General features: G+C 60.8%; 15 protein-coding genes. 11 read left to right on the top strand and 4 right to left on the bottom strand.

The genetic code is table 11. The features are described from left to right. Positions 1-256 precede the first annotated feature (256 nt). The 6 genes from QRN31_RS10635 (at position 257) to QRN31_RS10660 (ending at position 6,923) form a co-directional block, all read left to right on the top strand. Positions 257-1,324, top strand: a complete 1,068-nt coding sequence (locus QRN31_RS10635) for a DUF2333 family protein (RefSeq protein ID WP_285431896.1) — start codon at positions 257-259, stop codon at positions 1,322-1,324. A gap of 3 nt (positions 1,325-1,327) precedes the next feature. Further along, positions 1,328-1,885 (top strand): NUDIX hydrolase, encoded by a 558-nt coding sequence (locus QRN31_RS10640; protein WP_259155543.1) that lies wholly within the window; start codon positions 1,328-1,330, stop codon positions 1,883-1,885. 188 nt (positions 1,886-2,073) lie between these two features. Further along, on the top strand, positions 2,074-2,445 hold the full coding sequence (locus QRN31_RS10645) for a translation initiation factor Sui1 (protein WP_090176030.1): 372 nt from the start codon (positions 2,074-2,076) through the stop codon (positions 2,443-2,445). Positions 2,446-2,663: 218 nt separating this feature from the next. After that, entirely contained in the window at positions 2,664-4,577 is a 1,914-nt protein-coding gene (gene speA, locus QRN31_RS10650; RefSeq protein ID WP_285431898.1) for an arginine decarboxylase, read from the top strand. A 232-nt stretch (positions 4,578-4,809) separates the two neighbouring features. Next, a complete protein-coding gene (locus tag QRN31_RS10655; protein ID WP_285431900.1) occupies positions 4,810-6,114 on the top strand; it encodes a type VI secretion system Vgr family protein in 1,305 nt (434 codons plus the stop codon). Further along, a complete protein-coding gene (locus QRN31_RS10660; RefSeq protein WP_285431902.1) occupies positions 6,111-6,923 on the top strand; it encodes a DUF4123 domain-containing protein in 813 nt (270 codons plus the stop codon). The genes QRN31_RS10655 and QRN31_RS10660 overlap by 4 nt, the downstream gene beginning before the upstream one ends. Positions 6,924-6,965: 42 nt before the next feature. Here the strand turns inward: QRN31_RS10660 and QRN31_RS10665 are convergent, their stop codons facing one another. Together QRN31_RS10665 and QRN31_RS10670 are read right to left on the bottom strand one after the other, a co-directional pair. Continuing rightward, a complete protein-coding gene (locus QRN31_RS10665; protein WP_285431903.1) occupies positions 6,966-8,315 on the bottom strand; it encodes an MATE family efflux transporter in 1,350 nt (449 codons plus the stop codon). 149 nt (positions 8,316-8,464) lie between these two features. Next, a complete protein-coding gene (locus QRN31_RS10670; RefSeq protein ID WP_285431905.1) occupies positions 8,465-8,758 on the bottom strand; it encodes a hypothetical protein in 294 nt (97 codons plus the stop codon). Between the two features lie 144 nt (positions 8,759-8,902). On the opposite strand from QRN31_RS10670, the gene QRN31_RS10675 reads away from it, so the two are divergent. The 5 genes from QRN31_RS10675 (at position 8,903) to QRN31_RS10695 (ending at position 13,401) form a co-directional block, all read left to right on the top strand. Beyond that, a complete protein-coding gene (locus QRN31_RS10675; protein ID WP_259155535.1) occupies positions 8,903-9,208 on the top strand; it encodes a MazG-like family protein in 306 nt (101 codons plus the stop codon). Further along, entirely contained in the window at positions 9,205-9,954 is a 750-nt protein-coding gene (locus tag QRN31_RS10680) for a methyltransferase domain-containing protein (protein ID WP_090176010.1), read from the top strand. Before QRN31_RS10675 ends, QRN31_RS10680 begins: the two co-directional genes overlap by 4 nt. Before the next feature lie 12 nt (positions 9,955-9,966). After that, positions 9,967-10,575 carry a DUF4136 domain-containing protein gene (locus QRN31_RS10685; protein WP_285431907.1) on the top strand — a complete coding sequence of 203 codons (609 nt, stop codon included), beginning with the start codon at positions 9,967-9,969 and terminating at the stop codon, positions 10,573-10,575. A gap of 55 nt (positions 10,576-10,630) precedes the next feature. Further along, positions 10,631-11,188 (top strand): DUF4136 domain-containing protein, encoded by a 558-nt coding sequence (locus tag QRN31_RS10690; RefSeq protein WP_285431908.1) that lies wholly within the window; start codon positions 10,631-10,633, stop codon positions 11,186-11,188. Positions 11,189-11,418: 230 nt separating this feature from the next. Beyond that, on the top strand, positions 11,419-13,401 hold the full coding sequence (locus tag QRN31_RS10695) for a TadG family pilus assembly protein (protein ID WP_285431910.1): 1,983 nt from the start codon (positions 11,419-11,421) through the stop codon (positions 13,399-13,401). Here QRN31_RS10695 and QRN31_RS10700 read toward each other — a convergent pair. Together QRN31_RS10700 and QRN31_RS10705 are read right to left on the bottom strand one after the other, a co-directional pair. Then, entirely contained in the window at positions 13,371-16,139 is a 2,769-nt protein-coding gene (locus tag QRN31_RS10700) for an ATP-binding protein (RefSeq protein ID WP_285431911.1), read from the bottom strand. The two genes, QRN31_RS10695 and QRN31_RS10700, sit on opposite strands and share 31 nt — an antisense overlap. Next, complete coding sequence (locus tag QRN31_RS10705) at positions 16,136-16,576, bottom strand: TadE/TadG family type IV pilus assembly protein (RefSeq protein WP_285431912.1); 441 nt, start codon at positions 16,574-16,576, stop codon at positions 16,136-16,138. The genes QRN31_RS10700 and QRN31_RS10705 overlap by 4 nt, the downstream gene beginning before the upstream one ends. Positions 16,577-16,578 lie beyond the last annotated feature (2 nt).

The following is a 16,578-nucleotide window of genomic DNA, read 5'->3' on the forward strand; positions in this document are numbered from 1 at the left end:
ATCGACTGGTGGCTCTATGCTAGCACCTCTTTTGAATCCCATGAGTGTTGTGTGTCAATAATCTGCAAAGCGACATCATTCAGTTTCTGACCGACTGGTCGCATAGGCTCAGCGCTGTGCTTCATTTATAGTGGCGCCTGGATCGCCTCGTTGGGTGGCTCGCCGTTTCGCGCAGGATTAATGCGCGGCAAACGAGGCACGATGGCGTAGGGTTGTGGTCGAACCGATGAACTCAAGTGATTGAAAGGATATCGCCATGCTGGACTGGAAGAACCGCGCGGGCAGCGCGCCTGAACGTGCCGCTGAACCGAAATCGGCCACCCGCAGTTACGTCGGCGGCCTGTTGTTCAGCCGGGCGCTGGCCACGCTGATCGGCCTTTACCTGCTCGTGACGATTGGGCTGGGTTGGTATTGGAGCGAGGAGCCTGCGCTGTTTCCGGTTCAACAAAATGCCCAGGCGGCTGCCGAGAAAGAAGGCAAGCAGATGGTCATCGGGTACACCACGGTGGAAACCCTCAAGACCGTCGCCGGCACATTGCTGAATAAACCGGGCGGCTATATTTCCAACGACCGTTTCCCGCCAGGCCTGTGGATGGACAACACCCCGAGCTGGGAATATGGCGTGCTGGTCCAGGTCCGCGACCTGAGCCGTGCAATGCGTAAAGACTTCGCCCGTTCCCAGTCGCAGTCCACCGAAGACGCCGACCTGGCCAAGGCCGAGCCGCGTTTCAACTTCGACAACAAGAGCTGGGTGCTGCCTTCCAGTGAGTCCGAATACCAGGAAGGCATCAATTCCCTGAGCCGTTATCAGGCACGCCTGTCCGATCCGAACCAGAAAAGCGCGCTGTTCTATGCCCGCGCCGACAACCTGAACAACTGGCTGGGCGATGTCGGCACCCGTTTGGGTTCGCTGTCGCAACGTCTGTCGGCCAGCGTCGGTCGGGTCAAGCTCAACACCGCGCTGAAAACCGAAGTCCTGGCCCCGGGCCAGGTGCCGCAGGTCGATGAAGAAATCGTCGAGACCCCGTGGATGCAGATCGACAACGTGTTCTACGAAGCGCGCGGTCAGGCCTGGGCGCTGTCGCACTTGCTGCGCGCCATCGAAGTCGACTTCGCCGATGTACTGGCCAAGAAGAACGCCACGGTCAGCGTGCGCCAGATCATTCGTGAGCTGGAGGCTTCGCAAGAGCCGGTCTGGAGCCCGATGATCCTTAACGGCAGCGGTTTCGGGGTGCTGGCCAACCACTCGCTGGTCATGGCCAATTACATTTCCCGGGCCAACGCTGCCGTGATCGATTTGCGTCAATTGCTCAATCAGGGCTGAGTCATGGTCGATAACGCCAAAGAGGCCGCCCACCGCGCGGCCTCGGATGCCGAACAGATCGCCTGGGTCGACGAGCACGACAACCTGCTCGGCGCCCTGGTCCGTTCCGATTTGCGCGAGCGCGGGCTGATCGGGCGCGGCACCTACATCATGCTGTTCAATTCGGCCGGTGAACTCTGTGTGCATCGCCGAACCCTGAGCAAAGCCATTTATCCGGGGTACTGGGACGTGGCGGCGGGGGGCATGGTGCTCGCCAGTGAAACCTACGCCGAGTCGGCAGCGCGTGAACTTGAAGAAGAACTGGGCGTGAGCGGCGTGGAGTTGAGCGCCCATGATCACTTCTTCTTTGAAGACACCGGCAATCGCCTGTGGTGTTCGGCGTTTTCGGCGGTGTGGGATGGCCCGTTGATCCTGCAACCGGAGGAGGTGCTTGAAGCGCGCTTCATCCCCATTGATCAGGTCATGCTGGAAATCCAGCAAAAGCCCTATTGCCCGGACTCCTTGGCCGCGTTGATGCGCTATCTGCGGGCTCAAGGGAAAGACGTCGCAAAAGAGCTATAAATTGGCGCCGATTGGCTCTTAGCAAGTCGGCTTTTTGCCGTTACACTGCGCGACCTTTTCAAGCTGAACCGGCACTCCTTTATAGGGATTCCGGTTCAGTAGCGCTGCCCCTGCCTGAGTGGGGCTTCGCGGTCGATAGCCTTGCCCAAGTGCTGCGACCAGTCTTTGTCCTCCCAAGAGGATTGCCGGTGGCCAAAAAAGCCGCATCCTTCGCCGCCCTTGGTGGCCTGGTATTTTCCACCGACGCAGGTCGTCATTGCCCGGATTGCAGTAAACCGGTGGACGCCTGTATCTGCAAACAGACCGTTATCCCGGCTGGCGACGGCATTGCTCGCGTGCGTCGCGAAAGCAAGGGCCGTGGCGGCAAGACGGTGACCACCATCACCGGCGTGCCGTTGGCCGAAGACGCGCTCAAGGACCTGGCGACTACGTTGAAGAAACGTTGCGGGACCGGCGGGGCGTTGAAAGACGGGATCATTGAAATCCAGGGCGATCATGTCGAGCTACTCTTGGCCGAACTGATCAAGCTTGGTTTCAAGGCGAAGAAGTCCGGCGGCTAGCAGCCTCTGTGAAAACCACCCTCGGCTTGATCCAGCCCTGATCCGATTCAGGTCTGGCGTCGCCTACATGGTTTTCACAGAGCCTGTTCTGACCGGTTTCTAAACTCACTGCGGTCAGCGAGGTCTATCCCCTCGTTGACGAACCGTCATTTTCATTCTTTAGAATGCGCCGGCCTGATCCCAGGCGACGCTCTATGACTTCTTTATAGGGGACTTCAATGTCCGTACGACGCACACGCAAAGACGATGGCAGCCAATGGACAGTTGCGGACAGCCGCAGTGTTTACGGGATTCGCCATTGGGGGGCCGGGTATTTCGCGATCAATGACGCCGGTCGCGTCGAAGTTCGTCCGAACGGTCCGACCAGTTCGCCTATCGACCTCTTCGAACAAGTCGACCAGCTGCGCAAAAGCGGCCTGTCCTTGCCGTTGCTGGTGCGCTTCCCCGACATCCTGCAAGACCGCGTTCGTCAGCTGACCGGCGCGTTCGATGCCAACATCGAGCGTCTGGAATACCAGAGCAAGTACACCGCGCTGTACCCGATCAAGGTGAACCAGCAAGAAGCGGTGATCGAAAACATCATCGCCACCCAGAACGTGTCCATCGGCCTGGAAGCCGGCTCCAAGCCTGAGCTGTTGGCCGTGCTGGCCCTGGCGCCGAAGGGCGGCACCATCGTCTGCAACGGTTACAAGGACCGCGAGTTCATCCGTCTGGCGCTGATGGGCCAGAAGCTGGGCCACAACGTGTTCATCGTGATCGAGAAAGAATCCGAAGTCGGCCTGGTGATCGAAGAAGCGGCTTCGCTGAAGGTCAAGCCTCAGGTCGGCCTGCGCGTACGTCTGTCTTCCCTGGCCTCGTCCAAATGGGCGGACACCGGCGGCGAGAAATCCAAATTCGGTCTGTCGGCGGCGCAGCTGCTGTCGGTGGTTGAGCGTTTCCGCGCCGCTGGCCTGGATCAGGGCATTCGCCTGCTGCACTTCCACATGGGCTCGCAGATCGCCAACCTGGCGGACTACCAGCACGGTTTCAAGGAAGCGATTCGTTACTACGGCGAACTGCGCAACCTCGGCCTGCCGGTGGACCACATCGATGTGGGTGGCGGCTTGGGCGTGGACTACGACGGCACGCATTCGCGTAACGCCAGTTCGATCAACTACGACATGGACGATTACGCCGGTGTCGTGGTCGGGATGCTCAAGGAGTTCTGCGACGCGCAGAGCCTGCCGCACCCGAACATCTTCTCTGAAAGCGGCCGCTCGCTGACCGCTCACCACGCGATGCTGGTGGTGCAAGTGACCGACGTCGAGAAGCACAACGATGACGTGCCGCAGATCGACAACAAGGAAGAGCTGCCGGAAACCGTGCAATGGCTGGTTGACCTGCTGGGTCCGACCGACATCGAAATGGTCACCGAAACCTACTGGCGCGCCACGCACTACATGAGCGACATCGCGACCCAGTACGCCGATGGCAAGCTGACCCTGGCTGAAAAAGCCCTGGCCGAGCAATGCTACTTTGCCGTGTGCCGTCGCCTGCACAACTCGTTGAAGGCGCGTCAGCGTTCACACCGTCAGGTGCTCGATGAACTCAACGACAAGCTGGCCGACAAGTACATCTGCAACTTCTCGGTGTTCCAGAGCCTGCCGGACACCTGGGCCATCGGCCAGGTCTTGCCGATCCTGCCGCTGCACCGTCTCGACGAAGAGCCGCTGCGCCGTGCCGTGCTGCAAGACTTGACCTGCGACTCCGACGGCAAGATCAAGCAATACGTCGACGAGCAGAGCATCGAGACCAGCCTGCCGGTTCACGGTTTGAACGAAGGCGAAGATTACCTGCTGGGTATCTTCCTGGTCGGCGCTTACCAGGAAATTCTTGGTGACATGCACAACCTGTTCGGTGACACCGACTCGGTGAACATCTACCAGAACGCCGACGGCAGCGTGTACCACGCCGGTATCGAAACCCACGACACCATCGAAGACATGCTGCGTTACGTGCACTTGTCGCCGGAAGAGCTGATGACCCACTACCGCGACAAGTGCGCCAGTGCCCGCATCACCGCCGCCGAGCGCACCCAGTTCCTCGACGCTTTGCGTCTGGGGCTGACCCGTTCGTCTTACCTGTCTTCCTGAGGTAAGGCTCGCTCTCATCGGATTGTCTGAAAATGTTCCGTGCGCTACGGAAATTTCAGATGACCCGGTGGGACGCTTCCCTGTTTTCTACCGAAATGACTTACATCATTGGTTATCCAAGCGATGTGGTCTTCTTTTCGCGTAGGCCATTTCCTAATTTGTACTTCGGCTCTCTACTCGGTCAACTCTCTCGGAGAGAATCCCCGGCCGCCCCTCCTGTAGAGAATCGCCGATGTTCGATCCAGTCAACGAGCCGTCCTGTCGTCTCGATGTAGAGGGTCTGTCCGACCCCGTTGAGGTCTTGGCCTTTACCGGTAGTGAAGCGATCAGCGAACCTTTCGTGTTCGAGGTGGATCTGCTGATCGATGATCCGACACTGGACCTGGCAAGCCTGCTGTACCGCCCGGCCTTCTTGCACTTCGGACCGCAAGGAAACGGTATCCACGGCCATTTGCTTGAGCTCGTCCAGCCTGGTCAAGGCGTCGGTTCGAGGCTTTGCCGCGTGCGCATGGGGCCAAAACTGGCATGCCTGGGACTGCGCGTCAGCCAACGAATCTTCTGCAATCGCTCGGTGCCGGACATCCTTCGTCAGGTGCTCAAGGAGCATGGCATTACCGGCAAAGGTTGCCGTTTCGATGTGAGTGGCGACTACACGCCGCAAGATTTCTGCACGCAGTACCGGGAATCGGACCTGCAGTTTCTCCAGCGTCTTTGCGCCCAGGAGGGGCTTCATTACTGGTTCGCGCATCGCGCAGGGGGACACTGCCTGGTTTTCGGTGATGATCCGGGCCAGTTTGTTGGCGGTGAAGCAGTCGTCTTCAATGGCGAAGGCGAACGACCGGGTGTGCTCCCGTTCACGCTGCAGGGGCGCGATCATCGGCTGGAGGGCCATACCCACCGGCCAACACTGCGCAGCGGTCAGTGGATGTCGCTGTCCGGCCATCCGATCATTGAATGCAATCGTCGCTGGCTGCTGACCCGCGTCGAGCATCAGGCTTCGGAATCGGGGTATCGAAACCGGATTCATGCGGTGGCGGGGGAGCGTTCTATCCTGGCGACTCATACACTCGGCAAGCCGCGGATGCACAGTCAGCAGCGGGCGTGGGTGGTTAAGATCGATGAGCCGCAACCGGACTCGTCCAGGCCGGTTGCCGTGCAGTTTGACTGGGTTTACCAGGGGGAAGGCGCGGCGCCGAGTCATTGCTGGTTGCCGATGGCGCCGGAGTTGGCAGACGCAGAGGACCTGCCATTGCGCGAAGGGGTGCAGGTGCTCGTGAGTTTTATCGAGGGCGATCCGGACCAGCCGTTGATCACTGGATTCCTTCCTGGACCTGTACCGATCAAAGCATCCAGCGTGCCACCCGCTGCGGCGCCCAATGAGAGCCTGGTGTTCAGCGGTTTGCTGGGACAGTTGCAATCCAGCGAGCCGCTGGCGCTTCTGTGTCTGTTGCCCGCAGGCGGCAGTTTTGTTCATTGCTCCCAGCCTTTTTGCACCTGCCGACTGGCGACGCAGCCTGGCCAGAGCGGTGCGGCATGATCACCGTCCAGGTAGCTGACTTGACGGCGCAATGGTTATTGCTTGATGTCCCGGGCGAACCACGGGCCGGTGCGGCGCTGCGCCAGCAGTTTGCGCAGGCTCGACAGTTCCTGCTGTTCGATGGCACCGAGTTCCAGCCGTTGCGCGAGTACGGCCCGGTGTTGGTCGATCTTGAACAATGCCCGCTGCTCGCCGGGCTGTGCCACCGTGAGCCTCACGTCTGGAGCGGATTGTTGCTGACCAGCGAGGCGTCGCCGTCGCAGTTGCTCGACCATTTGCGACGCATGCTGACGGTATCCTTCGGCCTGCATCACCGTGCCTTGTTGAGCTATTACAACCCGCACACCGCCAGTTATTTTTTCGATGCCTGCGATGCCCAGGAACTGAGTCGCTGGCTCGGCCCGATCAGCCAGTTGCGCTGGTTTGGCGGAACATGGGCGGACCGCGCAATCGGCAGTCAGGGCTGGCAGCAACTGTTCAATCCAGGGCTTGCCGTCAGTGCGCTGGCTATCGAAGAAACCCTGACGCCGCGCCAGCAGGACACCTTGCAAACCTGCATGCTGGAACAACATGCCTGGCATTGGAGCCGATCCACCGGGACTGACTACAACCGCCTCTGGTCGCATGTGCAGGAAGGGCTGGCGCTGGGTTTCAGTGAGCGTGCGGTACTGGATGGCTGGCTATGGCTGCGTTTGCAGTATCCCGACGCGTTGCCTGTGCAGCCGTTGCCGGGAAGCACTCAGCAGGAACGGCTGGATAACCTGCGTAACCTGTGGCAGGACGATTCCTCCGGGCAGTCAGACCCATGAGGCTTGGGGCCTGGCGCTGGAGGTTTGGCAGGCCGGCCCGATTCAGTGAACGTTGCCGGCAAACCAGCCGTCGTTCCGGCGCAGGTACCAGGCAAACGCGCCGAGGGTCAGGCTGCGCAGCAACATGAACAGCAAGAACGTTATCCACAGCCCATGATTGCCAAAACGGTGGAGCGCCCAGGCAAAGGGCAGCAACAAGAGCACCGTCAGCAGCATGCCGTTGCGCATTTCCCGGGCGCGAGTGGCGCCGATGAACAGGCCATCGAGCAGGTAACTCCAGACGGCAATCAACGGCAGCACGGCGAGGTAGGGCAGGTAGACGAACGCGGTGTCGCGCACGCTCTGGATATCGGTCTGCATCTCGATGAACAGATGCCCGGCCAGCGCGAACAGCACCGCAAACCCCAGGCTCGCCAGCAATGACCAACCACAAGCGACCACCAATGAGCGGCGCAACGCCTCTCGATCACGCGCACCGATGGCATGTCCGCACAGCGCTTCCACGGCATGGGCCAAACCATCGAGCGCGTGGGCGGTCAGCAGCAAACCGTTGAGCAGCAGCGCGTTGGCGGCGACCGTGGCATCACCCAGCCGCGCGCCTTGCACGGTGATCAGGAAAAACACCGATTGCAGCGCCAGGCTACGGATGAAGATGTCGCGATTGACCGCCAGCAGCGGACGCCAACTCTTCCACAGCGCCAGCGCAGCCCAGGCGATATGGCCGGGATAACCGCGCAGAGCGTGGCGCGTCATGTACAGGCCGATCAAGGCGCCAGTCCATTCGGCAATGACCGAGGCCCTGGCCGCACCGACCACGCCCCATTCCAGTCCGAGAACGAACCACAGGTTCAGCGCGATGTTCACCAGGTTGGTGCTCAGCAAAATCGCCAGCGGTGCCCGGGCGTTCTGGGTGCCGAGAAACCAGCCGACCAGCGCATAACTGGCCAGCGCCGCCGGCAGGCCGAACAATCGGGTGTGGAAGAATTCGCGGGTCAGTTGATCCAGTTCCGCCGAGGGTTGCATGAAGTGCAGCGCGACGCCGCTCAACGGCACACCCAGTGCCCCGAGGAGAATCGACAGGCCCATCGCCAGCAACAAGCCCTGCAACAGGATCTGTCGCAACGCTGCGCCATCCCCTCGACCGGCCGCCTGGGCGGCAAAACCGGTGGAGCCCATGCGCAGAAAACCCATGGCCCAGGCGAGAAAGGTGTACAGGCTGGCACCGACCGCGACGGCCCCCAACTGATGGGCATGGGGCAGGTGGCCGATGACCGTGCTGTCGACCAGTGCCACCAGCGGTACGGAAATGTTCGACAGAATCATGGGCGCTGCGAGCGCCCAGACCCGGCGATGGGTAGGGCGGTCGCGCCAGTCGGCAATCAGGTTGGACATGCAGGCTCCTTGGGGAGCCAGCATTGTAGCGATACATCGGATTTATTGTGGGAGCGAGCTTGCTCGCGATAGCGGTGTGTCAGTCACGTTAATGCCGGATGTCCCGACGCTATCGCGAGCAAGCTCGCTCCCACAGGAGATCTTTGGTGTCAGTGGATGATCCAGCTCAGCAACCAGAGCCCCAGCATCAACCAGATGATCCCCATGATGATCGAGGCGTTCATGAACGCCCGAATAGCTGACCACAACAGCATCAACCCCAGAATCAACGCGATGATAGTGATAATCGACGTTTCCATGCCCAAGGCACGGGATAAGCCTTCGACAAAATTGCTGCTGGCATGGCTCAGCAGGTTGAACAAGCCACTGAGGCCATCAACGATAAAGCGGATGACCGAACCGAGTGCCTGACCGAGCCATTCAAAAAAACTTTCTACCTGCATGTCGTGAACGTCCTGATGTAAGGGGTTGAGGCTTGGGCCATTGATCGCGATGGCGAGTTCCCTGCAAGCATAGTGGTTTTACGGTGCGTGCCGCTTGCCTTCATGCAGCATCCCCCCGAAGCTATACGCCTTCAGGAGAGCCCGATGAACCTTGTTGAACTGACCGAACGCCTGCACGCCATCCGTGACCGCAATGACTGGCGGCAATTTCACAGCCCGAAAAACCTGGCCATGGCCGCGAGCGTGGAAATGTCCGAGCTGGTGGAAATCTTCCAGTGGCTGACCGAAGACCAGTCGCGCCAGTTGCCGGCGGACAAACTCGCCCATGCCGGGCAGGAAGTCGGCGACATCGTGCTCTACTTGCTGCTGCTGTGCAGTGAATTGGGGCTGGACATGGATGAAGTGGTGCGCAGCAAACTCGCGGACAGTGAAAGGAGGTTTGGCTCATGAGCGACCGTCATTTCGACCAGTTGGCGACCCGCTTCGCGGAAAAGATCTATGGGGGAGCCAAAGGGGCGATCCGCCTGGCCGTGCTTCAGGCCGACCTGGCGGAAACCTTGCCGGAGCGGCCGTTGCGCGTCCTGGATATCGGCGCCGGCCTGGGGCACATGTCGCTGTGGCTGGCCCAGCGCGGGCATGATGTCACGCTGGCCGAACCCGCCGAACCGATGCTCGAAGGCGCCCGCCAGCGCTTCGCCGAGGCCGGGCAGAGTGCTACGTTCATTCAGGCGCCGTGGCAGGAATTGCTCGGTCAGCTCACCGAACCTTATGACCTGGTGCTGTGCCATGCCGTTCTGGAATGGCTCGCCGAACCGCACGCGATCCTGCCGGTGCTGCATCAGTTGACGAAGCCTGACGGTTGGCTGTCATTGGCCTTCTACAACCGCGATGCATTGATCTACCGCAACCTGCTCAAGGGTCACTTTCGCAAAATGCGCAAGAACGACATGGCCGGCGAGAAGCAGAGCCTGACCCCGCAGCAGCCCCTTGATCCGCGTGAATTGGCGGAGCAACTTGAAGGGCTGTGGCGGGTCGAAACTCAGAGTGGAGTGCGGGTTTTTCACGATTACATGCCGGTGGAATTCCAGGCCCGCGCCGAACTGGTGGACCTGCTCGAAATGGAGCTGGCTCATCGACGCCACCCAAGCTTTGCCGGGCTTGGACGCTATTTGCACTGGATCTGTCGGCCGGTCTGATCGGAGCTCGAAATGAAAAGTCGTGCGGGGTTACTGATGATCTGTCTCGGGTTGTCGGCATGTCAGGGCAGCAACCCTTACGTGGCGACGTCCAACCCGTTGCCGCCGGCACCGCCTCAAGCAGCCAGCACCTTCGACCGCAGCGCCTACCCGGCAGCGCCGCGTGACTACGGGCATTACCGCAGCTGGGCCTGGCTCAACGGGCAACTGCCGCCGGGCAGCGTCTGGGCGGACTCGGCCCAGGTTGCGGAAGCGGTCAGCAACGCCCTCGACCAGCGCGGCTTGCGGCCGTTGCACGATAACGGCCACCCGGCCGACCTGTTTGTCAGCGCCGATCTGCACCTGGAGACCCGCTTGCGCCAAGTGCAGGACGACTACGGTTATTACGGCGGCGGTTACAACCATTACGGCAGCGGTTATGGCCTGTACAACACGGTGCCGATCGTGCGCACTTATCAGGAACAGGTCGTGGTCGTGCGGGTGGATTTGTTCGACGCGAGCACCGGACAACCGGTGTGGAGTTCAAGCGCTGAAACCGGCAATCGGGGCAGTCAAGGCGAGCGGGCGGACGCGATCCGGGAGGCTGTAGAAAAGGCGATGTCGGCGTATCCTCCTAGTTAGCTTCTGTTGTTTGGAAGCGTTTCACAGGTTCATGTCTTCAACCCGGAGAACCATCATGATCCGCCGTTTTGCTTTACTGGCGGTGGCCGCGTTACTCAGCGCCTGCGCCGCCAACCAGGTCAACAGTGACTTCGATGCCAGCCGCGACTTCGCTGCCTATCGCAGCTGGAGCTGGAAAGAGCCCGCTTTGCAATATCGCCCAGATGACCCACGGATCAAGAGCGACCTGACCGAACAGCGCATTCGCGAATCGGTTGCCGACCAGTTGGATCAGCGCGGCTTGCGTCCTGCGGCTACCGGCAGCAAGGGTAATCTGGACGTCCAGACCTACTTGATCATCGAGGAACGCCAGCAGCAGGTGACCACCAACTATGGCGGCGGTTGGGGTAATCCCTGGAATGGCTACTGGGGCGCACCGATGTACAACGAAACCCGTAACATCAGTTACAAGGTGGCGACCATCCAGATCGATCTGCTCGATGGCCAGGACGGAAAACTGGTGTGGCGCGGCAGCGATGAGCAAATGCTCAGCCGCACAACCAACCCCTCTGATCGCAGCAATGCGATACGTGAAACCGTTGGACGCATCCTCGCTAACTATCCACCACGCTAACCACCGAACCCCAAACACCATGCCCCCCTGTGGGAGCGAGCCTGCTCGCGATGGCGTCGGTCCACTCGACATTAATGTCGACTGACTCACCGCTATCGCGAGCAGGCTCGCTCCCACATTAGTTTTTGCGTGTGAAGTGGCGTCTTGCCAGCAGTCTTGCCGCGCCTTGTCTACACTGCTTTTGACCCAAGGAGGTAGCCCTCGGTTGTGCACCGGCAAAGGAGTGCGCGATGTCTTCCCGACAGCAGTTCTACGGCCCGACCCGACAACGCGGGGCTATCGGCATGATGGCGGCGCTGACGCTGGGCATGGCCCTGGTGTTTGTGCTGGTGGTGGTCGACAGCGGTCGGTTGTACCTGGAAAAGCGCGACCTGCAGCGCGTGGCGGACATGGCCGCACTTGAAGCCTCGACCCGAGGCGGTGATTGCGCCGCGGGGGCCACGGCCACGGTATATGCCAACGCCAGCGCCAACCGCAATGGCTTCAGCTTTCCCGGCCCCAACCGCAACCTGCAGGTGGCTTGCGGCGTCTTGACCCTGGACGCCAATAATCTTCGAGTCTTTGCCGGCGACCCAAGCAAAAGCGAAGCCATTCGAGTGATCGCCAGCCATGTGGTCCCGCAGAGTTTCGCCGGCGGCATCGGCGCACTGTTCGGTGGCGCGCCACGCGGGGCGACGATCAACCTGTCAGCCACGGCGGTCGCCGCCTTACCGCCACCCCTGGCTTCGCTGACCATTCGCAGTACAGCGCTGAGTGTCGATACCAGCAAGTCGGTCATGCTCAATGCGTTATTCGGTGGGTTGCTCGGCGGTAACCTGAACATCAATGCCGTCGGCTGGAACGGACTGGTGAACACCAACATCAGCCTGCTCGGCTACCTCGACCGGCTGAAAGTCGACCTCAACCTCAGTGCCGCCGGGTATGACCAGGTGCTGGGCAATACGATTGCCGTCAGCCAGTTGATCCAGACCGCCGTCAACGTGCTGGACCCCAGCGGCACACTCGGCGCGACGGCCACCATCGGCAGCCTTCAAGCGCTGAAAGTCGCGGCCGGCGCGACCACCGTTGTACTGGGCAACATGCTGCACATTGAAACCGGCAGCAACGTGACAGCACTGGCGACCAACCTGAAAGTGTTCGACCTGATCGAGGCCGTCGTGCAACTGGCCAACAAGAAAAACGGCCTGGTGGCGACCCTGCCGATCAGCCTTTCGGGGCTGGCGCAAATCACCGCTCGGGTACAAGTCCTGGAGCCGCCCCAACTCTCCGCCATCGGCAATCCGAAACACGCCGCACTCGCGCCTTTGGGGCCCAATCGGATCTATGTGAAAACGGCTCAGGTGCGCACGCTGCTGTCGATCAACCTGCCCATTCTGAGCGCCATCCAACCGTTGCTCGAAGCCGCGGCCGATCTGGCCGGCCCCCTGACCAATACCTTGAAGGCCTTGCTGCATCTTGATCTGGTCGGTGTCATCGATTCACTGACCTGCGCGCTGGGGGCTGACTGTCAGACCCCGTCGATCGTGCCGCTTTCCAATGTCGTGGGCCTCGACGTCGCAGTGGACGTGGCAAGCGCCAACAGTTACGTCACCGCCTACAGCTGCCTTAGTCCGACCAGCAAAACATTGACCACTAATACCAGCACGTCCTTGGTGAATCTGAAAGTCGGCAAGATTGACCCGAACACGACGTTCGGCAGCAACACCGCGCCGCCAGCCGTGGTGGTGCAGCCGTTGAAGGTGATCGATATCGGGGTGAAAACCTGTCGCCGCTTCCTGATCTTTCCCGTCAGTTGCGACCCACGGGTTCCCGGCGTCGGCGGCGGGATCGATATCATGGTCGACACCACCGTGGCGCAGAACGCCAATATCCCGCACGTCTATTCCGCGCCACCGGCAACCAGCCTGCCGGAGATCAACCAGCCACCGTTTTACTATTCCTTTTCCACCAGCAATATCGTCAGCAGCCTGTCCGACACGCTGACCAATATCAAGGTCAACATGTATGGCCCGACGGGCAGTCTGGTGAGTGGTCTGGGGACAATTCTCAGCGGCGTCACCAGTGTCCTGGTCGACACTATCAACGGAGTGCTCAGCCCATTGCTCGATACCTTGATCAATACGCTGCTGGTCAGTCTGGGCATCGACCTGAACAAGGTCGATGTCGGCGCCAACCTCAGCTGTCAATCCGGGCGTGCGTCACTGGTGATCTGATCGCCGTTGGCGATTGGCAGCTCAATGCAGAACCGGGCGCCCTCGACCGTATTTCTCACGCTCAAGCGGCCGCCCATATTTTCGACGATGCCATAGCTCACCGACAGCCCCAGCCCGGTGCCGATGCCCGCCGGTTTGGTGGTGAAGAACGGTTCGAAAATCTTGTCCAGCAACCGTGGATCGATACCGCCGCCGTTGTCTTCGACCCACAATCGCACCGATTGCTTATCCGTTTCGGCGTACAGCGAAATCCACGGTTTGAATTCACGATCGGACTCGCGTTTGCTCAGCAATGCGTCCCGGGCATTGACCATCAGGTTGATCAGCACCTGTTCCAGTTGATCGATATAGCCGCGCACCTGCACCTCAAAATCGGTCTGACTGATCCGCAGCTCGACGCCTTTGCCACGCATGCCTTCGGCCAGCAGTGACAGCGTGCCCTGGATCGCCTCGGCCGGATTGAAGGGCTGCTGCTCGATCTCCGAGCGGCGGCCGAACACTCGCATGTGATCCACCACCCGCGCAGCACGCTGGACCTGCGCGTCGATGCGGTTGAGCTTGTCGGTCAGATAATCGAGCTGCACGTCACCGCTGTTCAGGCGCTTGAGCACATTGACGATGGCCATGCGCATCACGTTCAGCGGCTGATTGATTTCATGGGCCAGCCCGGTGGCCATTTCGCCGAGGGTGGCCATTTTCGCGCTTTGCATGAGTTGTTGCTGGGAGCGCCGGACTTTGGTGTTGTCGCGGCCCACGGCCTGGATCTCGAGCAGGCGGCCCTGATCATCGAACACCCCGCGATCCGACCAGACCCACCACGCATGTTCCCGTCCTGGCAATTGCAGACTGATTTCCGCGGTGCTGACCGGTGCGTCCGGGCTCAGTCGGCTGAGCCGCTGGAGGAACGCTGCGCGTTGTTCGTCTGACATCCAGCTGCCCAGATCCACCCCCGGCAGTTGCTCAGGCTGACATTCCAGATACCTCGCCAGTGGCCGGTTACCAAAGATCAGGCTCAGGTCCGGGCGATACCGACAGATCATCGCCGGGGAATCCTCCACCAGTATTCGGTAGCGCTCTTCGCTCTGTTTGACCTGCTCGGTGGCGAGGGTCGCTTCAGTGACATCCAGCCACAAGCCAACGGCTTCCACCGGCAGGCCCAGGTCGTTGCGCAGCAGTTTGGCTTCGTCGAGCAGCCAGTGGTAATTGCCGCTGCCGTCGCGCAGTCGATAGCGACTGCGCACCGAGCCTTCGCGCAACAACAGTCGGGTGCGCTCAAAATAGCGGTCGCGGTCCTCGGGATGAACCCGTTCCGTCAGTGCGCCGGCATTGCAATCGGCCAGCTCCAGGCCGAGCAAGGGTTGCAGGCTGGCGCTGAAAAATGTCGGTAGCAGCGCACCTTCGACGTAACGCTGCACATAGATCACCGCCGGCGAACTGGCGATCAGATTGTCCAGTCGGGCATGGGCCGTCGAAGCGTTCTGCTCTTGGATCTTGATGTCGCTGATGTCGAGCATGAAGCCGACCAGTCGGCGGTTGATTCCGGCACCCAGTGCCTGGCCTTGCAAGCGATACCAACGCGGTGCTTGAGTCCCGTCAGGGCAATGCAAGCGCACACACAGAAGCAACGGAGCGACATCGTCCTGCCAGTCTTGCAGACGACTGCGCAGTTCCTCGCGGTCGGCAGGGTGCACGCGATCAAGCCATTCGCTCAGCGGCACCCGGGTCGCGGGCAAGCTCAGCGTGTCGGCGAGCGATGGCGCCAATTGCACTTCGGCGCTGGTGCTGAAAACCTCGAGCCATCCGGTGCCGAGTAACGCTTGCAACGAGTCCAGACGTTCCAGTTGCAGGTGATGCCGATGCTCGCGCAACCGTTCCAGCAAGGGGCTGGCGAGGGCGGCGGTGAGTAGCAACCAGTCGCTGTCGTTCAGGTCGGGGGCGCCGCGCTGCGCCGCATAACAACCACACAGCAACCAGGCGACCACGCCGTGCGCATCGTAATACGGCACCGCCAGCCCTTCGGCATGGCCGAAGATATCGTGCAGGCGAGGGTGCTCGCCGAACGTCAGGTGATGCACCGCGGTGCCGCTCAAACTGTCGAGCCCGGTGCCCAGTCGTTGGTTGTTTTTCCAGAGCTGAGGGGCGTCGCAGGCGACGTAATGCTGATGAATTTGCCAGCCCTGTCCCTGCTCATCGAGCAATGCCACTGCGAAGCAGGGAATATGAAAGCGCTGAGCCAGACTTTGGAGTTGATCCGCCAATACGTCAGCCAGTCGCGTCAGGCTGCACAGGCGTAGCTGTTCGCTGATTTTGGCCGCGAGCAAATGATTGTGTTCGCGACTGCGTGATTGTCGACGCTCAAGCAACAAGTCGCCGATGTCCAGCAGCTGCAATAGCCAGCCGTTCGCCAAGGGCTGAACCCAGCCACGCAAGTGCAGCGGGTGTCCGCTGAGGCTGTAAAAGTCCAGGTCCAGCATTTGTCCTTGCCAGTCCGACGGTGTGCCTTCGACGGCGAGGCTGCTGTGGGGCATGAGGTAATCGAGCAAGGGCGATGCCTGCGCGGCGGGTATTTGCTGAGCCAGGGCATGGCGTAGCGGACCGGTCAGGTGCAGCACCCGACCTTCGGCGTCCAGGTGCAATTGCAGGCCGACAGTTGGCACGTTCGGGGTGTCGGGCGGCGCCAGTGGCAGCGGCGGTTGGCGGTTAAGCAGACGCCCGAAGAGTTTGTCCCCGGAACTCAAAATTGCAGGCTCGAACTGGCGGTGAGGTTGGCCGGCAGGTTGGGCACCGGGCCGATTCCCGGCAGCACCAGAAACGGGATCACCCGGTTCAATTTGCTGGTGGGGTAGTTGATGGTGACCTTCAAGACTCCGCCCACATAAGTGGCACTGGCATCGGTGGCGACATTGAAGTTCAGCGCGGCGGGAATCCACGCCAGCTGCCGGCTCAACTCCGTGGTAGCAACGGTTCGCACGGCGGTGGCGTAGCCAGGTGTGCTCGGGTCGAGCGCCACGCTGCGACGCACCGCTTCGGCGGTCGACTGATTGAACGATTGCATCAGTAACAGCGGCAGGCTGTAACTCACGATTCCATAAAACACGGCGAAAAAGATCACGAACACCAAGGCAAACTCAATCGCCACGGCGCCTTTTTGCTTGCGGGGGAGGCCTGTTTTCATGC

This window comes from Pseudomonas sp. fls2-241-R2A-110 (assembly GCF_030209165.1).
Taxonomy (GTDB): domain Bacteria; phylum Pseudomonadota; class Gammaproteobacteria; order Pseudomonadales; family Pseudomonadaceae; genus Aquipseudomonas.

Coding starts and splice junctions, on each gene's coding strand:
- QRN31_RS10635 (WP_285431896.1), top strand. CDS start 257: ATGCTGGACTGGAAGAACCGCGCGGGCAGCGCGCCTGAACGTGCCGCT.
- QRN31_RS10640 (WP_259155543.1), top strand. CDS start 1,328: ATGGTCGATAACGCCAAAGAGGCCGCCCACCGCGCGGCCTCGGATGCC.
- speA (WP_285431898.1), top strand. CDS start 2,664: ATGTCCGTACGACGCACACGCAAAGACGATGGCAGCCAATGGACAGTT.
- QRN31_RS10655 (WP_285431900.1), top strand. CDS start 4,810: ATGTTCGATCCAGTCAACGAGCCGTCCTGTCGTCTCGATGTAGAGGGT.
- QRN31_RS10660 (WP_285431902.1), top strand. CDS start 6,111: ATGATCACCGTCCAGGTAGCTGACTTGACGGCGCAATGGTTATTGCTT.
- QRN31_RS10665 (WP_285431903.1), bottom strand. CDS start 8,315: ATGTCCAACCTGATTGCCGACTGGCGCGACCGCCCTACCCATCGCCGG.
- QRN31_RS10670 (WP_285431905.1), bottom strand. CDS start 8,758: ATGCAGGTAGAAAGTTTTTTTGAATGGCTCGGTCAGGCACTCGGTTCG.
- QRN31_RS10675 (WP_259155535.1), top strand. CDS start 8,903: ATGAACCTTGTTGAACTGACCGAACGCCTGCACGCCATCCGTGACCGC.
- QRN31_RS10680 (WP_090176010.1), top strand. CDS start 9,205: ATGAGCGACCGTCATTTCGACCAGTTGGCGACCCGCTTCGCGGAAAAG.
- QRN31_RS10685 (WP_285431907.1), top strand. CDS start 9,967: ATGAAAAGTCGTGCGGGGTTACTGATGATCTGTCTCGGGTTGTCGGCA.
- QRN31_RS10690 (WP_285431908.1), top strand. CDS start 10,631: ATGATCCGCCGTTTTGCTTTACTGGCGGTGGCCGCGTTACTCAGCGCC.
- QRN31_RS10695 (WP_285431910.1), top strand. CDS start 11,419: ATGTCTTCCCGACAGCAGTTCTACGGCCCGACCCGACAACGCGGGGCT.
- QRN31_RS10705 (WP_285431912.1), bottom strand. CDS start 16,576: ATGAAAACAGGCCTCCCCCGCAAGCAAAAAGGCGCCGTGGCGATTGAG.